Source organism: Nostoc sp. DSM 114161, from assembly GCF_052692665.1.
The window spans coordinates 5,758,609-5,780,438 of record NZ_CP195141.1 but is presented as its reverse complement, the minus strand read 5'-3'; the positions used below and the strand labels follow the sequence as shown (position 1 = coordinate 5,780,438).

The following is a 21,830-nucleotide window of genomic DNA, read 5'->3' as shown; positions in this document are numbered from 1 at the left end:
AAGAAAGCTCATCGTTGCAGGCGATAGTGCAAAAATACTTCTTGCTCGACTGTATTAACTTCTAGAAGTTGTAATTTTGGAGCTAAATGCGATAAAAATCCTTGTCCATCTACGGGTGTGGGTGCGTTACTACCGCCTAAAATCAAGGGACAGACAGTCAACCATAATTCATCGATTAAATCTAATTCCAGTAGGGAAGCTACCAATTGACCACCACCCAAAACCACCAAGCGTGTTATATGTAGAGTGGCTAGATGCTTCAAAGCTGTGGAAATATCAATTTCTCCCGTTGGTGTTTCAAAAACCAGAATCTGCTCAAATTTTGGAGGATACTCCTGTACAGAGCTTTGGGAGGCGCTATTTTGCTCTGGTTTTGATTGTTGTAAGTGCCACCCTTTTGGAGAGCCAGTACCATTTTCGCCTTTCTCCAGTTGAGGCAAGTGGTCTCTAAGTGTATTTTCGCGTCTGTTCCAAGAAGCTGCTCCCCCTGCCGTCGTCAGTAACCAGCGTTCTACTGGTTGCTTAAAAAATCTAATTTCCGGATTGAGGTTTCCAGAATGTGTAATCACTATATGAATTGGCTGGAGGGGTTTAACCCCTTGTGCCCGATGTTGCAATAAATTCGGATCTGATATGGTAAGTGTTGTTCCGTAGGCACCTAGAGTCCCAGCACCGAATAGAACGGCATCAGAGGCAGCGATTTGTTTTTCTAAGTGTGCTTTATCAGCCCTTGAACCAAACCTAGCAGGCTCACGCCTACAATCTGCTATCTTGCCATCTGCACTCATCGCTAAAACAACTGTAGTATGAGGACGGTGTTGCAGCATTCAATTACTTTCATCTTTTTGGTGTTTTGCTTTAAAGTGTGTAGGTGGAAAAAAATCATGCCTACAAGCTACTGTTTCACTCTTTGACTACTGTATTCATATGCAACACAAATCGTTTTTAAATCCAGCCTATATAACTTTTGGTATAGTACGTTTCTTTTTCTACTATAACAATTTGTTATTTTTAAACATTGAAAATCAACCTATGATAACATGATTAAATGTCTCATTTAGCCGATCTAAGTTGCATATCTTTGCTTTTACGGTTTGCAGATGCAAAGTGAGACAGTCGATGACTAATTCCCGCCAATCATCCTTTCGCCGAATTTTAGTAACGAGAATATTGCTTTTGTTCGTCCCAGTTTTACTTGTAGGTGAAATTGTGGCTTTGAATAAGGCACGTTCTAGCCTATTGGCAACTGCCCGTCAGAATTTAACAGAAAGCGCTATTAGTAAAGCCGATAAAACTGTAGATGCGATCGCTCTATTAAAAGCGCATTTGCTGAGTGTGAGTAAAACAACAGTAATTCCCTCGAACTTGCCGATAGAACAGGAAGAAATTCTCAAGCAACTCAGGCAACAACTTCCAGCAAGTATCGAGTGCGTTCAATTAACAGAACTCCTCACTCAGAAAATAATTGCCAGCGATTGTGGCGATGAAGTAATTGGAGAATTAAAATACCCATTGCCTAGTGACGGAATTGATGTCAAAGCAGTCTTTCCGCCAAAGTCAGGAATGACTGGTAAAAGAAACAGCCAAAATCAGCTGCAATTAGTTTTATCTGCACCAGTTTCCAATGGCCGAACAAACTCAACTTACAGTTTAAGTATTAAGTCAGCACTGTACCAAAAAACTACAAATCGGCCGGGATCGCTCACAGGCGCTATGGTAATGATTGCTGAAGATGGCACAATTTTGGCGCATCCATTAACAGGTTGGGTTGGAACTAATATCGAACAACATCCAAATGCTTCCCAATTCAAAAGCATAATTAAAAATGCAATTGCTGGACGAAATGATTCAGTAAATTTATCTTTTGAGGATCGACAAGAGAAAAAAGAATTAGTCGCTGGCTATACAGCGATCGCCAATCCACTCAGTCAGCAACACCAACAAAAATGGATAATCTTAGCTGTCACCACAGTTGATAATGCCCTTTTTGGTTTAGAAGAAATCAAACTCATCCTCATCGTTTTAACAGTTGGTTTAATTGGTGCAAGTTTATTAGCATCCCTATATCTAGCTCCCTACTTGGCAAGTCCTGTAGAAGAATTGCGAGACTACGCTCTCAATATTCACTCTCACCACGCTGCACAGCCAGTTCCCCGGAACTTCAAAATCAAAGAATTCGATCAACTAGCCCAAGCACTAGACCAAATGGTACAACGACTCAAAGCTGGGGCAGAAGAACTAGAAACTGCTTGGAAAGAAGCAAAAAGCGCCAACCAAGTTAAAAGTCAGTTTTTGGCTACAACTTCCCACGAATTGAGAAATCCATTGAATATTATTATTAACTGTATTCGCTTGGTCGCAGATGGCTTATGCGATGACCGAGAAGAAGAAGTAGAGTTTCTCAAACGTGCAGATGAAACAGCAATTCACTTGTTAGGAATTATTAACGATCTACTCGATATTTCTAAAATTGAAGCGGGCAAACTTTCAGTAGTCACAGCACCACTTGACCTGCGACAATTATTGCTAGAGGTCATCAATTTACAATCAGTTAACGTTCAAAAAAAAGGCTTGCAATTGAAATGTGAGTTAGGTACTGAAGCGATACCAATTAACGCAGACGCAGCAAAACTCAAGCAGGTGTTAATTAATATTATCGGTAATGCCACTAAATTCACCGATGCTGGAAGCATTACCATTACTACAGAAACTGAATATAGTAATGGAAAATCTCAAGCAGTAGCCATCGTTAAAGATACAGGTATAGGTATCGATCCGGCTCAACAGCACAAATTATTTCGCCCCTTTGTAATGGTGAATGGCACAACCACACGTCAATATGAAGGTACTGGACTGGGGCTAGCAATTTCGCGTAACTTAATCGAACTCATGGGAGGTACCATCACTCTTGAAAGTGTAGGACTTCATCAAGGTACAACAGTCAAGATTACCTTACCTTTGATTGATATCTCGCTGTTACCTATTTCTAATAAACAAGGAAATGCAGGCGATCTTGGATTCTCTTCTGGAAACGAGGGGGTAAAGGTAAGCCGTCAGCCCAGTCTACAGGAGTCTGAAAGAACTGTGGCTATGGCGATTAACAAATCTGAGAAAGTAGGAGAAGACAAAAAGAACTCGCCGAAGCTTCAGCAACTACCTGGTAAGGAGATTTATCAAATTAGTCTTTCGCCCCAACAGACTATCCTCTTAAGTCTTCCAAAAGGAGCCGTTTACGCAAATGGGGCTTCTCAAAGGTGAGACAATTTCGGATTTGTTCGCGCCACTTGCTGGTTTTAGCGTAGCGAGAAGTTAGTCGAGCATTCATTGAGGAAAACAGGTTTGCCGCCTTCTTTAAGAGATACTGTTAAAGCAGCAAGAATTTCCACTAACTGCGTGCCAACCCAGCCAGAGGAAACCTCTGGGGGAGTATTGTTAAGAATAGAGACAACAAAGCGATCGCAAACTCGCTGTAATGGTTCTCCTGGTTCTAATTCCAGCATCACCTGACTTTGATTTACAGGAATAAATTGGTTGCCCTGTTGTTCAAACTCCCCATGTAGCAGGGTTAGAGGCGAAGATCGCGACATCTCATCAAAAATTAAGCTGCCAAGGCTGCCTACAATCCCTAATCGTCGCTGCTTATCGGGGTTCAGCCAGCACAAGTGAATATAAGCTTGAAAGTTATCTGGGTATGTCAGTGTTAGCCATACTAAGTCAGCCAAACCTTGAGGCTGAGGGGCAGAGGGGCAGAGGGGCAGAGGAGAATTCATATTTTTCTTCTCCCCACCTTCTTGTAGCCATACCGTACCCGTTGCCTGTACTTTTACAGGGGATTGACCCAGCCATGCGTTAAAAATAGCAATATCGTGAATTGCTAAGTCCCATAAAGCATCAACATCTTGGCGCACAGGGCCTAAATGGGTGCGGGTGGCGTAGCCATACCGGAGATCCCCTAATTTACCCGCTTGAACTACAGTTTGCCCCCGTTCAACTGCCGGGTGAAATAAATAGGTGTGGTCAACCATAAGTATTAAATGATGCTGCTCTGCTAACTGGCAAAGCTCCCAGCATTCTGCTGGATCGAGAGTTAAGGGCTTTTCTGCCAAAACATGGTATCCCTGTTGCAGAGCGTCTTGAATTAAAGCATAGTGAGTAGTGGCCGGAGTTGCGATCGCCACTGCTGTCAGCCCTGGCACTTGCTTTAAATCCTGCCATTGTGTTGTTAATATTACATTTTCATCTAAGCTAAACTGCTGCTTTACCGCTGCCAATCGTTCTGGATGGGGATCTACTACAGCAATAACACTTACTTGTGGATGTGCTAAAAAATTTCTTAATAAATGCACTCCCCAACGCCCAACTCCGATAACAGCGATTTTAATTTGGTTTGTCATTAGTTATTAGTCATTTGTCATTTGTCATTTGTCATTGGGTGAACAGGGTATGGGGTAAGGGAAAGGGGTATGGTTCGACAAGCTCACCAACCGGGGAAAAGGGGAAGATTAAATTTATTCCTTTTCCCTTTTCCCTTTAACCTTTTCCCCTGCCCTATGCCCCATCCCCTATGCCCTATACCCTATGCCCAATGACAACCATCTGAATTATTAGTTTAATTGCAATATTTTGAGTTCAGGGTTTTTCCTGATTTGCAATTGCTAAATAAGCTACTTTAGCTGCGGCTTGTTCGGCGGTTTTGATTGAGCGTCCCTTACCTTGTCCGAGCATGTTTCCGTGTAGCCAGACTTCAGCAAGGAAACGTTCTTGATTGCGGTAGGGTTGATTGACTTCTACAACCCGATACTCTGGTAAAACTTTAAATTGTGCCTGTGTCCATTCTTGTAGAGCAGCTTTGTAATTAAGCCTAGCTGGGTCGAGGCGAATTTCTGCCGCTAGTTGTTGAAAGTGGGGATCTAGCCAGGGACGAATTAATTCTAAATTTTGAGTACTTAAGTAAAGCGCACCCAGAACTGCCTCAAAAGCATCTGCTAGTCGTGACTCTTGACCAACTTTATCAGCCGTAGCACTGCCAGCAACTAGTAAATATAGCTCTAAACCATATTCTCTAGCTAATTGTGCAAGAATGCGATCGCTCACCAACACCGAACGAATTGCCGCAAAATCCCCTACTGGACAATCTGGGTAATTTTCCCACAACACAACAGCTGACACTAGCCGTACCACTGCATCACCAACAAACTCTAACTGTTCGTAATTTGCTGAGTCAGAAACAGTAGGATGAGTTAGCGCTAAGTCCAATAGTTGCCATTTAATTGGTGCTTGTGCTGGCAAACCAAATTTTTTGACTAAGCTTTCGAGTTGTCGTTGACGGCGCGGATAAACTAGGGTCATCAGTTCTTAGTCAAGAGAAATTAGTAATTAGTTATTGGTCATTGACAAATCAACAGAGAGTTCGTAATAAGTAGGGTTACGTTCAGATTAATGATATTACAGGCACTTCAGATTACTATTTTTCAAAACGTATAAATTAATTGTAATTTTGAGCGATCGAACAGTGCTACGAGTAATATATGTAGTACGTTTTTGGTATAAGTAGACTATTAACTCAGTTTACTCAATTCCTCCATAGAAAGCGACTATCAGCAACTTCCTGACTATCGGTTTATCTCATTCGCTAGGTAGCAACGTCCTCTCTTAACAGTTTTATGAAGATAAGTAATAAAAATTTTTACTTTAATTAAGTTAACTACACGCTGGAGTTAATACAGCTTAAGTTCAGCTAATACATGATGATATTTAGTTACAAAATCATATTTATTGATAAATCAAAATAAATTGTTATTTAAAAAAAATTATTTTTAATTATAGATAGGGCTTAATTGATAAGTCAAATATAAGTTTTAATCAAAAATTTTATTTTTAAATTATCAATCAACAAGTTTTAGTGACTCCGGGATGTTCTGGAGTGACTAACGAACATGTTTTAGCGGCCCCGGTATGTTCTGAAGTGGCTAACGAACATATTTTAGTGGCTCTGGCATGTTCTAGAGTGACTAACGAACAAGTTTTAGTGACTCCGGTATGTTCTGGAGTGACTAACGAACATGTTTTAGTGACTTCGGGATGTTCTAGAGTGGCTAACAAACATATTTTAGTGACTCCGGGATGTTCTGGAGTGACTAACGAACATGTTTTAGTGGCTCCGGTATGTTCTGATATGCGATCGATATTTAATTGAGTTGTAAAGAAGTTGCATTCTGAAAATGTAAAGAAATTATTAATTATTCTTTAACCGTCTTAACTGTCTTAACTGTCCTTGCATTTCCATTAAAAATGTAAAAGTATATTCATATCAGTAACTGAACTTAGAGGATATTTGAAAAGTTTTGGGCGAATAGAATTCGCTACTACACAAGCAAAGTCTACCTACGTGGACTTACAGAAAATTAAGGTTCTTAACCCGCGCAGGCGGGTTTTGTCTGTGTAGCCGCGACTTCTAGTCGCTTTTCAAACAACCTCTTAAAAAGCTAACTTATCACCACCTACTAAAAAGGTAAGTGTAGTTTTTTTCTTTGATACAAAAAAGCCAAACTAAAAGGTTAGGCATCCAGTCTAAAATTACAATTTCAGGTGAAAAACCATGAACATATTTCAATATTTCAAAAAGGCGATCGTTTTTGCCCTAGTGGTACTTGGTTTGAGTTGGACGCTACAAAGCCCTAGTTTTGCGGCAGGTTTAGAAGGCAATTGGAAACTTACTACATTAGGCGATTCTCCTGTTCCAAAAGAACTTTTAATTATAGCCCAATTTGATCCTATTGACAATCTAATTCAAGGCATAGCTGTTTGCAACCGATACTTTGGTAATTACGAATCGACAGAGGATACAATCAGATTTCAAGGTCGTGTAGTAAGTACACGTGCATATTGCGGTGATGATCGGGAATACCAATATCTAAGAGCAATAGAATCATCAAATTCCTATAAGGTAAGCGATGGAGAGCTAACAATTAATACCGACGATCCAAATGCCAGGGTTTTGAAATTTGTCAAAGCTCAATAAAGTTGTGATGCTCTTGTATTAACAGCAATCAATCTTTGGTTGGGTGAGGTTCATCTTTACCCAACCTAAGTAAGTGGACACAATTATTTAGAAGACGCATTTCGACCCTTCGGCAAGCTCAGGGCATCGCTGCGCTCAATGCTCGATCCTTGAGAAGACGAGGGTTGAGCGAAGTCGAAACCCGGCAACCTCAAGTTAGGTTTAATTTAGTCCTTCTACTTATCATTTTTGAAAATTGATAGGATTTTGGATTTTAGATTTTGGATTGTGAATCGCTTTTACCCTTGTTTAGCTGAGTTACCATCGTACAAAATCCGTACAAAAAATAATGAGGCAGGAAGCTGAACCTCCATACCTCATATAGTTTGAGAGCAGGACATAAGCCGGGTTCTGTTCTCTTACGAGGGCAGTTATCTATCTGGGACGCCTGTTACCAGACGCCTCTAGCGGCTCTTGTTGAGCGGAACTGGTAAAAGACCAACCGTAGTTCCTTCGGCCTTGCTCCCAACCGGGGTTTACCGAGCCAGCACCTCTCGATGCTGCTGGTGCGCTCTTACCGCACCTTTGCACCCTTACCAAATTGTCCTTTGTCTTTTGTCCTTTGTCCTTTGTTATTTCGCAAATGACTAATGACTAATGACTAATGACTAATTGGCGGTATCTTTCTGTGGCACTATCCTCACGATCGCTCGCACTGGACGTTATCCAGCAAGTTTGGTCTTTCGGGAGTCCGGACTTTCCTCAAACCAGTAACAATGACCGATCTGCAACCGCCTGCGCCTACTCTCTCCCTACATTTAGTGTAATCTTGGATGGCATACTGTGTTAAGTTTGCTAGACCTGCCTTGGATGCGCGGCAGCTTATTACTTCTTTTTATTCCAAGGTAGGGCGTAAGTCCAAGGCAGCTTTCTGACTGTGAAAGGACAATTGATAATGCTAATAGGAGGGAAATTGACACCAGGAGCTAAACCTACACGCACCTCGGATATTCTTAATACTAATTGTAGGGAAAAATCTAACTCCTTTCTTCTATTCATAAAGTCGTTGTACAATTTTTTTTGCCCTTTTTGTAGCCCATTAATATCAATTAGTGGTTTGCTAGCTGAGTAGGTTCCATTTTCTTGGCGCTGCAAAACGTCTTCTGCTGTTACTGTCTCAGAAAGTGTTTTCTTGGGAGCAATTAAGCTAGGGCTTTGGGGTACAGCTAAGTCGCGGGTTAAGTCTGGTGATTTACGAATTACTCGACGCGATTGTTTGCTATGTTCGACTACCAAAGAGCTATTGTCCCAATCAACGTATACGGCGATATTATCAGATTTGTTTTCAATACTCAGCGATAAATCTTTGAGGTCGTCAATTGAGTATGACGATTTGAATCTAAAGGAAATTCCAATTTTGTCGTCGAGATTTTGTTCTTTTAGCTGATCGTCAACAATTCCTTTTTTAAACTCAAATTTAATTTGGTCGTCGATGGATTCAACCATCCGGTTAAAAACATAGGAGACAACAATAATATAAATCGTCAAAATTATTAAATTCTGGTCGCTACTCCTCATAATTCTAAAATATTAACTCCCGTACTAATGAATGTATATTCGACTGGTCGCTCGCTTGCAATCTTTAATCGCGTTTAACCGTGACAGAATTTTGGAGCCAGCCTCGTTGCCAAAAAAAGCATACTAAACCAAGTGCGATCGCTAACATTAATGCCCAACACATTGGGTAACCCCAATACCAATTCAATTCAGGCATATTATATGGTGATTTCTCTGTATTGAAATTCATACCATATATTCCGGCAACAAAAGTCAATGGAATAAAAATTGACGAAACCACTGTTAACACTTTCATGATTTCATTCATTTTGTTGCTCACCGCTGAAAGATATACATCCATTAATCCAGATGCTAGTTCTCGGTAAGTTTCCACCATATCCATGACTTGCACTGCATGGTCATAACAATCTCGCAGGTAAATTCGCACATCTTCACTAACCAGATCGCTGCCATCACGAATCAACGAATTAATTGCATCTCGCTGCGGCCAGATAGCACGACGTAATTGTAGTAATTCTCGCCTAATTTGATAAATATTTTGTAGTGTTTGCGGAGTAGGTTTAACTATTACTTCCTCTTCTAATTCTTCGATGCGCTCGCCATAAAGTTCTAACACTGGGAAATAGCCATCAATAATGGCATCTAACAGAGCATAAGCTAAATAATCAGCTTTTTGATTGCGGATGATACCTTTGCCTTTTTCAATTCGCGATCGCACTGCTTCAAAGCAATCATGCTCTGGTTCTTCTTGGACTGTCAGCAAATAATTTTTACCCAAAATTAAACTTACTTGTTCGCTATAAAAACCACATGTTTTTTCCTTTGGCACTACCATGCGAGAAATGAAAAGCAATTGGTCTTCATAATCCTCTGTTTTCGGACGCTCCGGTACATTGACTACATCTTCTAAAACAAGAGGATGTAAATCAAAAACTCGACCCAATCTTTGTAATATATCTCGACTACCTAAACCTTGTACGTCTACCCAAGAAACGCTGTCCATCTCTAAATACGGAATACATTCTTCTGGAGTTGCTATTTGTTCGCGAATAAAATTTGTCTGGCTATAATCAATCAAGAAAATTATTGGCGGTGGAGCGTCTGCATCAATAAAAATCGTTCCTGGCACAGTTCCAGGTTGGTGATGAAACTCATCTTCAAATACCTTTGTTACTGCTTTTAGAGCGCGGCGCAATTTTGGTGGCATGAAATATTACCTAATAGTCATTAGTCATTAGTCATTAGTCATTAGTCATTGGTCATTAGTAAATGACGGAGGGCAAATGACATACACGTTATTTTACAAAAATTAATAAAAAAATGGTGATTTCTAAATTCTGTAATTATTTACGTAGCTAATTTAAGCATCAACATTTTGTTAGTAGTCAGTCATATTTACATCTAATTACTGAAAACTTGCATAATTAAATACCAATTTGCAATCAAAATGCGACAGATCTGTGGGTAGGGGCGTACAGCTGTACGCCCTTACAGCCGATTCATGTGTCGCAAATATTTTTGAAAATGGTATGAATTTATTTACTTTCAGTGAGTTACCAGCAATAGAGATAACATATTGCTTCTGAATCAGCAATGGTATAAAAAAACAGTTTGCCTTGACAAGACAAACTGCTTCAAAAATATTTATCTTAATATCCGGGAGCAGAGCCAGAGACATTTCCAGCTCTACTTCTGAATTGGTGGATTCTGGATTCTCTGGGTAAGCAGAGCTTAGAACATGCCGCCCATGCCGCCCATGCCGCCCATACCACCCATGCCGCCCATACCGCCCATGTCAGGAGCAGCAGCGGCTTTCTTTTCGGGTTTTTCAACAACGATCGCTTCGGTGGTTAAGACTAAGCCAGCAATGGAACCAGCGTTTTGTATAGCGGAACGCACGACTTTAGCGGGGTCAATAATGCCAGCTGCGATCAAATCTTCAAATTCGCCAGTAGCGGCGTTGTAACCAATGTTAAATTCGGTATCCCGGACTTTAGAGACAACCACAGAACCTTCTGCGCCAGCGTTGTCTGCTATTTGACGCAAAGGAGCTTCTAATGCTTTTTGAACAATCTCAGCCCCAATTTTTTCTTCTGCTTCCAGGCTGTTTTTAATTGCTTCTGCTGCCTTAGCTAAGTGAATCAGGGTGGTTCCACCGCCAGGAACAATGCCTTCTTCCACAGCTGCTTTGGTGGCGTTGAGGGCGTCTTCGATTCGCAATTTGCGGTCTTTGAGTTCGGTTTCTGTGGCTGCACCCACTTTAATCACTGCCACGCCGCCAGCTAGCTTAGCGATGCGTTCCTGGAGTTTTTCTTTATCGTAGTCAGAATCGCTGGCGTCCAACTGGCGGCGAATTTGACCAATGCGCTTTTGCACCTCTGGCTTGCTGTCACTACCAGCGACAATTGTAGTGTTTTCTTTATCGATACTGATTTTGCGAGCAGTTCCCAACGTTTCTAAAGAAGCAGTGTCTAAGCTTAAGCCGATTTCTTCAGAAATCAATTGTCCGTCGGTGAGAATGGCAATATCTTCTAGCAAAGCTTTGCGGCGATCGCCGAAACCAGGGGCTTTGATGGCAGCTACGGTAAGTACGCCCCGCGCTTTGTTCACAACCAAAGTTGCTAAGGCGTCTCCTTCCACATCTTCAGCGATAATCAACAAAGGCTGACCGGAACGAGCGACTTTTTCCAACACCGGCACTAAATCCTGGATGCTGCTGATTTTTTTATCAGTAATCAGGATGCGGGCGTTTTCAAATTCGACGATTTGCCGTTCGTTGTTGGTGACGAAGTAGGGAGAAATATAACCTCGATCGATCTGCATCCCTTCAACTACTTCGAGTTCAGTCGTCAGGGATTTCGATTCTTCAACGGTAATGACACCATCTTTGGTGACTTTTTCCATTGCTTGGGCTAGCATATTGCCAACTTCTTCGTCGTTACCGGCTGAGACAGTGGCAACTTGAGCGATCGCACTTCCTTCTACAGGCTTAGCTATCTTGGCAATTTCTTCTACCAACGCCTCGACAGTCTTGTCGATCCCGCGCTTTAAGCTCACAGGGTTACTACCAGCCGCAACGTTCTTCAGGCCTTCCCGAATCAAAGCCTGTGCCAGAACCGTAGCAGTTGTAGTGCCATCCCCAGCAACATCTTTAGTTTTTGATGCTACTTCCTGGATGAGTCTTGCACCTGTATTTTCCAAAGGATCTTCTAATTCAATTTCCTTGGCAACAGTGATACCATCGTTGACAATTTGAGGTGCGCCAAATTTTTTTTCTAAAAGGACGTTGCGACCTTTGGGCCCCAAGGTGATTTTTACGGCATCGGCAAGGGCGTTAACACCCCTTTCTAGAGCTCGCCGCGATTCCTCGTCAAATGCAATAATTTTCGCCATGTTTTATTTCTCAAGCGCTTCCATTAGACAATTTAGCACTCACAGGTCAAGAGTGCTAATGTCTCCAGCAAGTCAAGTTACAAAATGAAAAATTGATTAATATACAGGTGATCCTCATATTAAATACTGGCAGTAATGCTTGAATTGGGAGATGAACCTAGACAACTCCCTTAAATCCCTTGGTATTGCCGACCCTAGCGGCACCGGCTGGTTGGCAGTAGTATTTACGTTCCTCTTAGCTTGGCTTGTAACCTGGCGTTTAATTCCCACTGTACGCAAATTCGCCTTGCGAGTAGGTTGGGCAGACCAACCCAACGCACGGCGGCTCAACCGAGAACCTTTGCCCAATGCAGGAGGGCTAGCTATCTACGCGGGCGTAATTGCCGCGCTAGTATTAGCCAGTCTTTTACGACCTATCGAACTCCAAAACGTATTGGCTCAGGTACTAACTATTCTGTTGGGGGGTTCAATATTAGTCCTAGTGGGCTTTATTGACGATCAGTTCGGTTTACCGCCCTCCGTTCGTTTGTGGGCACAAATTGTCACCGCACTCTTACTCGTAGCTAACGGCATCAGTGTCAAAGTACTATTTGGCACACCCATCGACTCGCTTTTATCCATGTGCCTGACAGTACTATGGGTAGTAGGGATTACCAACGCCATCAATTTGATGGATGGGATGGATGGTTTGGCGGGAGGAATCAGCTTTATTACCGCCATGAGTTTGTTAGGGGTTGCAGCCCAATTTAACAACCGTGCAGCGGCAATTTTAGTTTTGGCAGCCTTGGGGGGTGCGGCACTGGGCTTTTTACGCCACAACTTCCATCCGTCAAGGATTATTATGGGTGATGCTGGAGCATACTTTTTCGGCTATGTCTTGGCAGCAACTAGTATTTTAGGCAAACTGCAACAAAACACAGTCTACGCCCTTGTACCCACGGTTTTATTTCTGCTGTTGCCCGTGCTGGATACTACTCAAGTATTTGTACGGCGGCTATTAGCAGGAAATAACCCCCTAAGCACTCCTGGCAAAGACCATTTACACCACCGCTTGCTAGCTTGGGGACTCTCCCAACGTCATGCAGCATTGACCTTGTGGGGAATTACTTTGCTTTGCAATTTGCTAGCAATGAGAATACAAGGTATGACTTTCGCTGTAATGTTAGCTACCGCCAGTAGTATTATTATTCTTTTGGGCTTCACCGTGTGGCAAAGGGTACGTCAACAACATTAGTACACTTTCGCGAATATAAGGAATTTTAAAAAATAAAATCCTCAGTGATTAGAAATAATAATCATTGTAGAGTGTGGGAAGTCAAGGTTGTCTATATCAGCCGTGACTTCTTTTTTTCAGGACTTACGCAAAAGCTCTCTGAAACTCTTATAACTTCGTGCCCTACCCTGCGGTCTCAATGTGTAAATTAAATGCTTAACAGATTATTACTTGTGGGCTGGGTGTTGTAATAGTAGCCATACTATGTCTATTCTCTGTATAGGTAAGTAAAAGAAAATTTCGATCTCAAGAAACCTGAGATTGTTAGTTACCAGAGTTATCAGGAGGTAGAGCGATCGCTCACTACACTTTAAAAGCTACTAAAGATACGGTGCATTTGGGCGGTTTCTCCCATCTGCTAAATCCAGCACTCACTATTGATTCCGGCGATACAGTTGATGTAGAAACTTATAGTGGTTATTACGTTTATGAGAAAGCGCCACCAGAATTTCTCACACCAGAATTTCTCGATATCTGCCAAAATCTTTTACCAGAACGCAAAATTGCTGGAGGGCCGCATTTACTCACAGGGCCGATTTACGTGCGGGATGCTCAACCAGGAGATGTTTTAGAAGTAAAATTAGAAGCGATCGCCCCTAGTTTACCTGTAGGCTTTAATGCAATTCGCACGGGTTGGGGAGCTTTACCACATCAGTTTTCTCAACCAGCTTTAAGATTCATTCCTTTGGATTTAGCAAACAATATTGCCGAATTTCCACCCGGTACTGGAATTAAAATTCCCCTCAAACCTTTTTTTGGAATTCTTGGTGTTGCTACCCCAGAAACCTCTCGAACTTCCGTCCCACCAGGCTATTACGGCGGTAATATCGATAACCGCGAACTTCAAGCAGGTTCTCGTTTATTCTTGCCGATTTTTGTTCCAGGTGCGTTATTTTCAATCGGTGATGGACATTCTGCACAGGGAGATGGCGAAGTTAATGTAACCGCGATTGAGACTTCCATGAACGGTAGAATTACACTCAAACTCCGCAAGGATTTAAAATTAACAACACCAATTGCCGAAACTCCAACTGATATTATCACAATGGGTTTTGCTCAAACCTTAGATGAAGCATTAGAAATGGCTTTAAAAAATACGATTGATTTTCTGGAACGCTTCGCCAATTTGTCGCCAGAAGATGCTTATGTATTGTGTAGTTTAGCTGTGAATTTTCGCATCACTCAAGTTGTGAATAGTCCCCAAAAAGGCGTACATGGAATGTTACCCAAATCAATTTTATCTAAGGCTATTAATTTATAAAAAAGAAAGGTAAAAAGTAAAAATAAGTGTTTGCTTAATCTTTACTTTTGCCTTTTGCCGTCTTAAGCCAAAAGCTTAATTAAGTTTCAACAATATTTTTGTTAAACCTTCACCTAACTTTTCAATAGATTCTTGCTGTTTGGGATCTTTTAAGCTGCCATCAGGATTGAAGGCTTCATAAGCTTTAGATACGGCTATTTGGTCGGGAAGTACTAAAACTTTGATGTTTCCCAAAATAGAACGCAGGTGAACTAAGCCGCGCAAACCACCAAAACCGCCAGGTGAAGCACTCATAATCGTAGCAACTTTACCTGCAAAGGCAGCCAAGGGGGCTTCGTTTGGATATGGACGCGATGCCCAATCGATCGCATTTTTCAAAACTGCTGTGAGGGAACTGTTATATTCGGGTGAAGCAATGAGAAATCCCTGATGAGAAATCATCAAATCCTTCAATGTCCTAGCGTTGGCTGGCATTCCTTCTTGAGCTTCCAAATCTTCATCGTACAGAGGTAAAGGCAAATCCCGCAGGTCTAAATATGTAACTTCTGCGCCTGCTGCCTTAGCACCAGCCGCCGCAATTTTTACTAATTTTTTGTTGTAAGAATCTATACGGGTACTGCCAGCAAAGGCTAGGATTTTCGGTGTAGAGGCCATAGTTTTAGGTTTAATGCAAGGGATTGGCTAACTCAGCTGCATTATCCTGTTTTCAGGCGATCGCTTTTTACTACCTTTAGATTTTCTTTACACATTTGCTCGAAAATTATGGCGAATTGGTCAGATTCTTATCTCGGCAAGTTGCGGCAAGTTGTTGGCAACCGTCTACTGATGTTATGTGGCACACGGGTAATTGTGGAGGATGATTTCGGGCGCGTTCTGTTGCAAAAGCGAAGTGATTTTAAACTTTGGGGACTACCTGGTGGCTGTCCTGAAGAAGGCGAATCTATCGAACAATGTGGGGTAAGAGAAGTATTTGAAGAAACAGGTTTAACAGTTAAGCGTTTGCAAGCTGTGGCATTTTCTTCTAACCCAGAGTTTGAAACTGTAACTTATCCTAACGGCGATCGCGTGCAAAACTTCATTTTGATTTTGCGAGCTGTTGAATGGGAAGGTAGCTTAGCTTGTCTAGATGGAGAATCCCTGGCACTAGAATTTTTTGATTTGGCTGACTTACCTACATTAATGCCAAACGATCGCCCTGTTTTGAAAAAGTTTCAGGAATATAAGAAAAATGGCGAATTTCTGTTGTTTTAATAATCTAGAATCGGATTTCCAGTAAGGATGTGGCTAAAAGTAAGTGCAAATTCCAAGGCTTTTGCACTTACTTGTTATAGCACCTTATCTCCTAGCTGAAAATCTAGAATGCGGCGAACATAAGCACCCCATGATTCGCCACTAGGTGGAAAGACTGATGCGTAAAGCATAATACTGCTCATTGTGTCGAAGAATAAATCAGAATCGGCATCTGCTTGCAGTTCTCCCCGTTGCTTGCCACGTTTTACTACAATCGCAAATGCTTGTTGTCGAGGCTGTAAGTATTTCGTCCAATACATCTGAGCAAACTGAGGATTAGTTAATGCAGTGCTAATAATCATGGCAACGGTCTGTTTTCCTAAAGGGTTGAGTGTCATTTGTGCAGCACTCTCGATTAAAGAATCGACATCTCCCCAAAAACTACCTGTATCAGGTATTACAACCTCTTGCCTGAGGCTTTCAATGGCATCTGCAATTAACTCTTCTTTGGAGTTATATCTTCGATAAATCGTCGTTTTGCCTACCCCAGCACGAGCAGCGATCGCATCAATACTCATGTGAGTAAAACCAACTTCTATCAATAAATCTATTGTCGCCTGGAGAATTGCCTGATGAGACTCAACGCTGCGGGGTCTTCCAGGACGCTTTTTAGAAGGTTCGCTCATTTAACAAGATTTTAAAAGGAACAGAGAAGGGGAAATAGGGAGACTTAGACCCCGAATGGCGTCCAATAAACAAACAAGTAACTGAACGCTTGTATCTATGAGCATAAATATTACCGTTGTCCGTTGCCCGTTGCCTGTTCCCTCTGCCGAAGGAAGTTAACTTTTATCTCTAGCAAAGCACAAATGTGATTGACATTTGCATTTAATATTATCGATACTATTAGTATCGATAATATAATTCACAGACTAATGTCTTTACGAACTCGACCAAAATATACCAACAAAAATAGCAGCCAAACTTTACGTCAAGGGCTGGAAGAATACTACGCCGTCAATTTGCATATTACTCATCCCAGCACTCAACCAGAGGATTTTGCCAAAATCTTGCTTGCTCATGATACTAGCCATGTCATTTATGGCTGTGACACAAATATGTACGACGAACTTAAGCTTTTGCCGCTGACATTTTGGACAAGTGATTTCAAATTTAGAGATTGGTTACGCGAGCGCCAGAATCCATCTGTAAATGTGATGTATGAAGATATGATCCAGCGTGATGGTGTAATTCGTTTGTATAGTTCCATCTTTTTTGAATTAGTGCGGTTAGTACCAGAGTTGATTTCAATGTGGCTAAAAACTCGTAACCATAAAACTTTCCTACCTTTTCTTAACTTTGAACCAATGTTAGACCGTCCACTGTTAGATATTCGTCAAGAGTTTGGCCTATTTCTTTTCATTAAATAGATTTATCCTATAGTCATTGAGGCAGATAATAGTGTTAAAATCCTCCCCAAATATTGGATCAGCGAGGAACTAAATTTATTTATCTAAATGAAAAATGAATTTATTTTGAGGGGAAAGTAGACAAAAAATTATCAGGTATCGAACTGTTGCCTGTTCCCTTTTAACTAGCTCAAAACCAGTAACAAAAAGAGTTTACCATCAAGTCATACCGCTATGCTACTTGAGTTTTGTCAGCCAACCAGCTACGTTAGGTGTATGGGACGCTTTCAAAACAATGTCAACCTTACTATATTTTGCAATTGCTGTTCTTGTGCTTTTAGTGATAGGAATCGGGGTTTATTTCCTGACTCCTCGCAAATATCAATCTTCTGCCACAGTCGCCAATTCCTACGATGAATGGACTGATGACGGCATCCTAGAGTTTTATTGGGGAGAACACATTCACCTCGGTCACTACGGTTCGCCGCCAGGTCGCAAGGATTTTTTAGTTGCTAAATCTGACTTTGTACATGAAATGGTTAAATGGGGTGGTTTAGATAAATTACCTCCCGGTACTACCGTCTTGGATGTCGGCTGCGGTATCGGCGGCAGTAGTCGGATTTTAGCGCGGGATTATGGGTTTGCTGTCACAGGAATTACGATTAGTCCACAGCAAGTAAAACGCGCCCAGGAGTTAACGCCCCCAGGAGTCAACGCCCAGTTTGCGGTCGATGACGCAATGGCGTTGTCATTTCCAGATGCTAGTTTTGATGTAGTCTGGTCGATTGAAGCAGGTCCCCACATGCCCGATAAAGCCGTTTTTGCTAGGGAATTAATGCGGGTGCTAAAGCCTGGTGGCGTTTTGGTTGTAGCTGACTGGAATCAGAGAGATGACCGCCAAAAGCCGTTAAATTTCTGGGAAAAACCAGTGATGAAACAACTCCTCGAACAGTGGTCTCATCCAGCTTTTTCCAGCATAGAAGGGTTTAGCGAACTTTTGGCAGAGACGAAATTAGTCGAGGGAGAGGTGGTGACAGCAGACTGGACGAAACAAACGCTTCCTTCTTGGTTAGATTCCATCTGGCAAGGAATAGCCAGGCCTGAGGGATTAGTGCGTTTTGGGCTGTCTGGTTTTATCAAGTCTGTCCGCGAAGTGCCGACTTTATTGCTGATGCGTTTGGCATTTGGTACAGGACTGTGCCGATTTGGAATGTTCCGCGCTGTGCGGGCGAACTCACCCACAGAATTGACGGACAGAAACTTTGCTAAGCAAACTCAAATAATTGGTAATTAGTAATTATTCTTTTGTTTGGTCGCTTCCAACAGCTTAACGCTGGCGTAGATAGCATTAATATGAGGTGTGGGAATTTGAGTGAGTTTTCCCAATTCTGCCACCGCGCCAACAATAGCATCTATTTCCGTGGGGCGTCCGGCTTCAATATCTTGCAGCATTGAAGTTTTGTGGGCGCCAACGTTTTCGGCGCCATTAATTCGCTGTTCTAAAGTAATGCCAAATTTTATACCCAAATTTTCGGCGATCGCCTGGGCTTCTGTCATCATTTGCCGCGCTAGTTCGCGGGTGAGGGGATAGCGGCAAATATCTTCTAAAGTCGCACCAGTCAAGGCGCTAATGGGATTAAATGCGACATTACCCCATAATTTAATCCAGATTTCCGTGCGAATTTGATTGCGGATTGGTGCTTTGAATCCTGCTTGTTTGAGAGTTTGGGCTAATAATTGAATGCGATCGCTTTTGCTACCGTCAATTTCACCGAGAGTAAAGCGATCGCCTTCAATATGCTTAATTACACCTGGTGCAATTATCTCAGTTGCCGGGTAAACAACACAACCGATGGCGCGGTCAACACCGATACCAGCTTCCACAATGCCATCTGGGTCAACAGATTGAATGCGCGTTCCTTCATACTCACCGCCGTGATGGTGAAAGTACCACCAAGGAATACCATTTTGGGCTGTGATAACCGTTGTGTCAGGATTGTAGAGTGTGGAAAGGGAGGGGGCGATCGCTGGAACGCTGTGAGCTTTAACAGTTAAAATTACTACATCTTGTTGTCCCGCTTCCTGAATATTACTAGTTGCCAAAGCCGGACGAACAACTTGGCTAGAACCGTCCGCCATGACTAATTTCAGCCCATCTTTTTGAATTGCTTCCAAATGGGAACCACGAGCGATGAGCGTCACCGTTTCACCAGCCAGTGCTAATTTTGCTCCTAAATATCCACCAATTGCACCTGCCCCAACAATACAAATTTTCATTTTTTCAAAAAATAATCGCTTATAGTTTAGTACGATTTTAAATCCTACTTACTAGGAGTTTTTCTCCATGACCAATGTCTTACTTTATGCGTAGCCTGCAAGAGCTTCCGTCTTCACGTTTAGTATTACGCGCAGCCTGTAAGACTTTCCGTCTTGCTTGTAAGGCTTTCTGCCTTGACGTTTCAGTATAACGCGCAGCCTGTAAGACTTTCCGTCTTGCTTGCAAGACTTTCTGCCTTGACGTTTCAGTATAACGCGCAGCCTGTAAGACTTTCTGCCTTCCTTGTAAGACTTTCTGCCTTGACGTTTCAGTATAACGCGCAGCTTGTAAGGCTTTCCGTCTTGCTTGTAAGACTTTCCGCCTTGACGTTTCAGTATTACGCGCAGCCTGTAAGACCTTCCGTCTTGATGTTCTCAAAAACAAACTTGGGTTACAGCTTTTTCACTTACAGCGTTTTTCATCTATTTAAACCACAATCTCCGGTAGGGACGCTAAGCTTAGTGCCCCTACTCATACCAAGTTGCAATCATAATGCAATATGCTTGGGTTAAAGCCTAATCCTACAAAATTGTGTGTTCGCCAGACGCGATAAATCGCCGTCTCTACAAGTGTTTTGCTCTCATAATGTAGTATTTCTCCCCCTGCCTCCCTTGCTCCCCTGCTCCCCTGCCCCCCTGCCCCCCTGCTCCCTGCCCCCCTGCCTCCCCTACCTCTACTCCCCAATACCAAGCAACTTCGCCATCGCCAACCGTTGCAATTTGCCAGTCGCACCACGGGGTAATTGCTCTAAAATGTGAATTTGCTTAGGCACTTTGAAATTTGCCAGCATGGCTGAACAGTGAGCTAAAAGTTCTTTTTCGCTAACTTCTGCTTTCAAGACAACAGCAGCGTGAATATCTTCTCCTAAAGATTTGTGGGGGACGGCAAAAGCTAGGGCTTCGGCAACGGCGGGATGGCGCAGCAAAATATCATCTACTTCTAAAGGAGAAATTTTTTCCCCACCCCGGTTAATCAATTCTTTTATCCGTCCAGTCAGGCGGAGATAGCCATCTTCATCGATTGTGCCTTGGTCTCCTGTGCGAAACCAACCATTTACAAAAGCAGTGGCGTTGGCTTCTGGGTTATTTTCGTAGCCGTCAATGACATTTGGTGCTTTGACCACCACCTCACCCAAACTTCCTTGGGGTAGCAAGTTACCTTCCGAGTCCATAATGCCGACTTCCACGCCGAAGCCATAACCGACAGTACCCGGTTTGCGGACTTTTGGTGGTAGGGGGTTAGTAGTCATTAAGTGGGATGCTTCAGTCATGCTGTAAGATTCCACCACAGGCGCATTGAGAGTTGCCTCCATTTGTTCGATGATAATCGGGGGCAAAGAAGCACTACTAGAGCGAATAAAACGGAAGGAATTTGCTTTGACAATTTCTGTGTTGCGGCTAGCCCGTGCCAAAATTGTCTGGTGCATCGTTGGTGCTGCGGAGTACCAGGTAGGTTTGTAAGTTTCTACCAGTTTCCAAAACTCTAAAGCATTAAAACCATTGGGGCAAACTAGCGTACCGCCAGCTCCCAGAGTTGCTAACAAACAGCCTACCAAGCCATGAACGTGGAATAAGGGCATTAAGCAAAGTGTAGTGTCAGCTGCGGTGAGCGAATAAGCACCAATGATGTTGTTGGCAGAAGCAATGAGATTGCGATGACGAATTGGCACCCGCTTGGGACGACTCGTGGTGCCGCTGGTGTGGAGAATCATCGCTATATCGTCAGCTGAGGGGGAGATGGGGGGATGGGGGGATGGGGGGATGGGGAGATGGGGAGATGAGGGAGACAAGGGAGAGGGGGGAGACAAGGGAGAAAGATTGCTACCTTGGCCCCCTTGTCCCCCTTGTCCTCTTCCCATGCCCAATGCCCCATTCCCAATGCCCAGTTCAAAACTCAAAGTCCCGTCAGTATTGACTTTGGCATTAATCCGTATCATGTCGGGTGTGAGGGCAGCAACGGCCGCTTCTGGTTCCTCAGATAGGGTAATCAATGCTTTTGCCTGGGTATCTGCATAGTAGAAGGCAAATTCATCTTGCTTATATTTGGGATTTAAAGGTGCAGCGGTACCAGATAAAGCAGCAGCCAGAAAAGTAATTGCCATTGGCGAACCATTATTCATGGCAATGGCAATGCGTTCTCCGGGTTTGATTCCAAAGCTGTGGAGTTGAGATACCAGCCCAGCAACATTTTCGCGCAATTGCTTGTAAGTTAGCGATCGCCCCTCAGGCGAAACCAAGGCTAAATGATTGTCTTCCCCTGCTAAAAGCTCAAATAAATTCATTTCAAAACCTCCAAAAGGAATTGGGCAAACAGGGCATGGGGAAAGGGAAAGGGGTATGGTTCGACCCTTCTCTACGAGAGGCTTCGCC

General features: G+C 42.7%; 18 protein-coding genes and 1 other RNA gene. 8 read left to right on the top strand and 11 right to left on the bottom strand.

All coding sequences use genetic code 11. The annotated features are described in order from the left end of the window. Positions 1-8 precede the first annotated feature (8 nt). Positions 9-827: a RibD family protein gene (locus NSTC745_RS24560; RefSeq protein ID WP_445633294.1), complete on the bottom strand. Its 819-nt coding sequence runs from the start codon at positions 825-827 to the stop codon at positions 9-11. Between the two features lie 292 nt (positions 828-1,119). On the opposite strand from NSTC745_RS24560, the gene NSTC745_RS24555 reads away from it, so the two are divergent. After that, the gene (locus tag NSTC745_RS24555) at positions 1,120-3,258 is read left to right on the top strand and encodes a sensor histidine kinase (RefSeq protein ID WP_445633293.1); all 2,139 of its coding nucleotides are present in this window, start codon (positions 1,120-1,122) and stop codon (positions 3,256-3,258) included. Between the two features lie 35 nt (positions 3,259-3,293). Here NSTC745_RS24555 and NSTC745_RS24550 read toward each other — a convergent pair whose 3' ends face one another. Together NSTC745_RS24550 and rnc are read right to left on the bottom strand one after the other, a co-directional pair. Further along, positions 3,294-4,394, bottom strand: coding sequence for a Gfo/Idh/MocA family protein (locus tag NSTC745_RS24550; RefSeq protein ID WP_445633292.1), 1,101 nt, complete (start codon positions 4,392-4,394; stop codon positions 3,294-3,296). A gap of 235 nt (positions 4,395-4,629) precedes the next feature. Continuing rightward, entirely contained in the window at positions 4,630-5,349 is a 720-nt protein-coding gene (gene rnc, locus NSTC745_RS24545) for a ribonuclease III (protein WP_445633291.1), read from the bottom strand. A gap of 574 nt (positions 5,350-5,923) precedes the next feature. Here rnc and NSTC745_RS24540 point away from each other — a divergent pair. Further along, positions 5,924-6,196: a hypothetical protein gene (locus NSTC745_RS24540; protein ID WP_445633290.1), complete on the top strand. Its 273-nt coding sequence runs from the start codon at positions 5,924-5,926 to the stop codon at positions 6,194-6,196. Between the two features lie 402 nt (positions 6,197-6,598). Further along, positions 6,599-7,021, top strand: a complete 423-nt coding sequence (locus NSTC745_RS24535; RefSeq protein ID WP_445633289.1) for an META domain-containing protein — start codon at positions 6,599-6,601, stop codon at positions 7,019-7,021. 364 nt (positions 7,022-7,385) lie between these two features. Here the strand turns inward: NSTC745_RS24535 and rnpB are convergent. The 4 genes from rnpB to groL form a co-directional block, all read right to left on the bottom strand. After that, positions 7,386-7,808: RNase P RNA component class A (gene rnpB / locus NSTC745_RS24530), an RNA gene on the bottom strand. 77 nt (positions 7,809-7,885) lie between these two features. Then, complete coding sequence (locus tag NSTC745_RS24525) at positions 7,886-8,578, bottom strand: hypothetical protein (protein ID WP_445633288.1); 693 nt, start codon at positions 8,576-8,578, stop codon at positions 7,886-7,888. 64 nt (positions 8,579-8,642) lie between these two features. Next, positions 8,643-9,785 carry a magnesium/cobalt transporter CorA gene (gene corA / locus NSTC745_RS24520; protein ID WP_445633287.1) on the bottom strand — a complete coding sequence of 381 codons (1,143 nt, stop codon included), beginning with the start codon at positions 9,783-9,785 and terminating at the stop codon, positions 8,643-8,645. 524 nt (positions 9,786-10,309) lie between these two features. After that, the gene (gene groL, locus NSTC745_RS24515) at positions 10,310-11,971 is read right to left on the bottom strand and encodes a chaperonin GroEL (RefSeq protein ID WP_445633286.1); all 1,662 of its coding nucleotides are present in this window, start codon (positions 11,969-11,971) and stop codon (positions 10,310-10,312) included. A gap of 151 nt (positions 11,972-12,122) precedes the next feature. On the opposite strand from groL, the gene NSTC745_RS24510 reads away from it, so the two are divergent. Beyond that, on the top strand, positions 12,123-13,205 hold the full coding sequence (locus NSTC745_RS24510; RefSeq protein WP_445633285.1) for an MraY family glycosyltransferase: 1,083 nt from the start codon (positions 12,123-12,125) through the stop codon (positions 13,203-13,205). A 334-nt stretch (positions 13,206-13,539) separates the two neighbouring features. Continuing rightward, positions 13,540-14,505 (top strand): acetamidase/formamidase family protein, encoded by a 966-nt coding sequence (locus NSTC745_RS24505; RefSeq protein WP_445638676.1) that lies wholly within the window; start codon positions 13,540-13,542, stop codon positions 14,503-14,505. 75 nt (positions 14,506-14,580) lie between these two features. Here NSTC745_RS24505 and NSTC745_RS24500 read toward each other — a convergent pair whose 3' ends face one another. Beyond that, positions 14,581-15,159: an NADPH-dependent FMN reductase gene (locus NSTC745_RS24500; protein WP_445633284.1), complete on the bottom strand. Its 579-nt coding sequence runs from the start codon at positions 15,157-15,159 to the stop codon at positions 14,581-14,583. Positions 15,160-15,267: 108 nt separating this feature from the next. Between NSTC745_RS24500 and NSTC745_RS24495 the strand changes: the two genes are divergently transcribed. Beyond that, entirely contained in the window at positions 15,268-15,756 is a 489-nt protein-coding gene (locus tag NSTC745_RS24495) for an NUDIX hydrolase (RefSeq protein WP_445633283.1), read from the top strand. Positions 15,757-15,830: 74 nt separating this feature from the next. Here NSTC745_RS24495 and NSTC745_RS24490 read toward each other — a convergent pair whose 3' ends face one another. Beyond that, a complete protein-coding gene (locus tag NSTC745_RS24490) occupies positions 15,831-16,421 on the bottom strand; it encodes a TetR/AcrR family transcriptional regulator (protein ID WP_445633282.1) in 591 nt (196 codons plus the stop codon). 249 nt (positions 16,422-16,670) lie between these two features. Here NSTC745_RS24490 and NSTC745_RS24485 point away from each other — a divergent pair, with 249 nt between their 5' ends. Then, complete coding sequence (locus tag NSTC745_RS24485) at positions 16,671-17,165, top strand: hypothetical protein (RefSeq protein ID WP_445633281.1); 495 nt, start codon at positions 16,671-16,673, stop codon at positions 17,163-17,165. Between the two features lie 274 nt (positions 17,166-17,439). Continuing rightward, positions 17,440-18,438 carry a methyltransferase domain-containing protein gene (locus NSTC745_RS24480; RefSeq protein WP_445633280.1) on the top strand — a complete coding sequence of 333 codons (999 nt, stop codon included), beginning with the start codon at positions 17,440-17,442 and terminating at the stop codon, positions 18,436-18,438. On the opposite strand, the gene NSTC745_RS24475 is transcribed toward NSTC745_RS24480, so the two are convergent. Next, positions 18,435-19,421, bottom strand: coding sequence for a 2-dehydropantoate 2-reductase (locus NSTC745_RS24475; protein WP_445633279.1), 987 nt, complete (start codon positions 19,419-19,421; stop codon positions 18,435-18,437). The genes NSTC745_RS24480 and NSTC745_RS24475 overlap by 4 nt on opposite strands. A 713-nt stretch (positions 19,422-20,134) precedes the next feature. Beyond that, a complete protein-coding gene (locus tag NSTC745_RS24470; RefSeq protein ID WP_445633278.1) occupies positions 20,135-21,742 on the bottom strand; it encodes an acyl--CoA ligase in 1,608 nt (535 codons plus the stop codon). Positions 21,743-21,830 lie beyond the last annotated feature (88 nt).

Excerpts from the sequence above, each read along its gene's own strand:
- NSTC745_RS24560 (WP_445633294.1), bottom strand. The coding sequence starts at position 827 with ATGCTGCAACACCGTCCTCATACTACAGTTGTTTTAGCGATGAGTGCA.
- NSTC745_RS24555 (WP_445633293.1), top strand. The coding sequence starts at position 1,120 with ATGACTAATTCCCGCCAATCATCCTTTCGCCGAATTTTAGTAACGAGA.
- NSTC745_RS24550 (WP_445633292.1), bottom strand. The coding sequence starts at position 4,394 with ATGACAAACCAAATTAAAATCGCTGTTATCGGAGTTGGGCGTTGGGGA.
- rnc (WP_445633291.1), bottom strand. The coding sequence starts at position 5,349 with ATGACCCTAGTTTATCCGCGCCGTCAACGACAACTCGAAAGCTTAGTC.
- NSTC745_RS24535 (WP_445633289.1), top strand. The coding sequence starts at position 6,599 with ATGAACATATTTCAATATTTCAAAAAGGCGATCGTTTTTGCCCTAGTG.
- NSTC745_RS24525 (WP_445633288.1), bottom strand. The coding sequence starts at position 8,578 with ATGAGGAGTAGCGACCAGAATTTAATAATTTTGACGATTTATATTATT.
- corA (WP_445633287.1), bottom strand. The coding sequence starts at position 9,785 with ATGCCACCAAAATTGCGCCGCGCTCTAAAAGCAGTAACAAAGGTATTT.
- groL (WP_445633286.1), bottom strand. The coding sequence starts at position 11,971 with ATGGCGAAAATTATTGCATTTGACGAGGAATCGCGGCGAGCTCTAGAA.
- NSTC745_RS24510 (WP_445633285.1), top strand. The coding sequence starts at position 12,123 with ATGAACCTAGACAACTCCCTTAAATCCCTTGGTATTGCCGACCCTAGC.
- NSTC745_RS24500 (WP_445633284.1), bottom strand. The coding sequence starts at position 15,159 with ATGGCCTCTACACCGAAAATCCTAGCCTTTGCTGGCAGTACCCGTATA.
- NSTC745_RS24495 (WP_445633283.1), top strand. The coding sequence starts at position 15,268 with ATGGCGAATTGGTCAGATTCTTATCTCGGCAAGTTGCGGCAAGTTGTT.
- NSTC745_RS24490 (WP_445633282.1), bottom strand. The coding sequence starts at position 16,421 with ATGAGCGAACCTTCTAAAAAGCGTCCTGGAAGACCCCGCAGCGTTGAG.
- NSTC745_RS24485 (WP_445633281.1), top strand. The coding sequence starts at position 16,671 with ATGTCTTTACGAACTCGACCAAAATATACCAACAAAAATAGCAGCCAA.
- NSTC745_RS24480 (WP_445633280.1), top strand. The coding sequence starts at position 17,440 with ATGTCAACCTTACTATATTTTGCAATTGCTGTTCTTGTGCTTTTAGTG.
- NSTC745_RS24475 (WP_445633279.1), bottom strand. The coding sequence starts at position 19,421 with ATGAAAATTTGTATTGTTGGGGCAGGTGCAATTGGTGGATATTTAGGA.
- NSTC745_RS24470 (WP_445633278.1), bottom strand. The coding sequence starts at position 21,742 with ATGAATTTATTTGAGCTTTTAGCAGGGGAAGACAATCATTTAGCCTTG.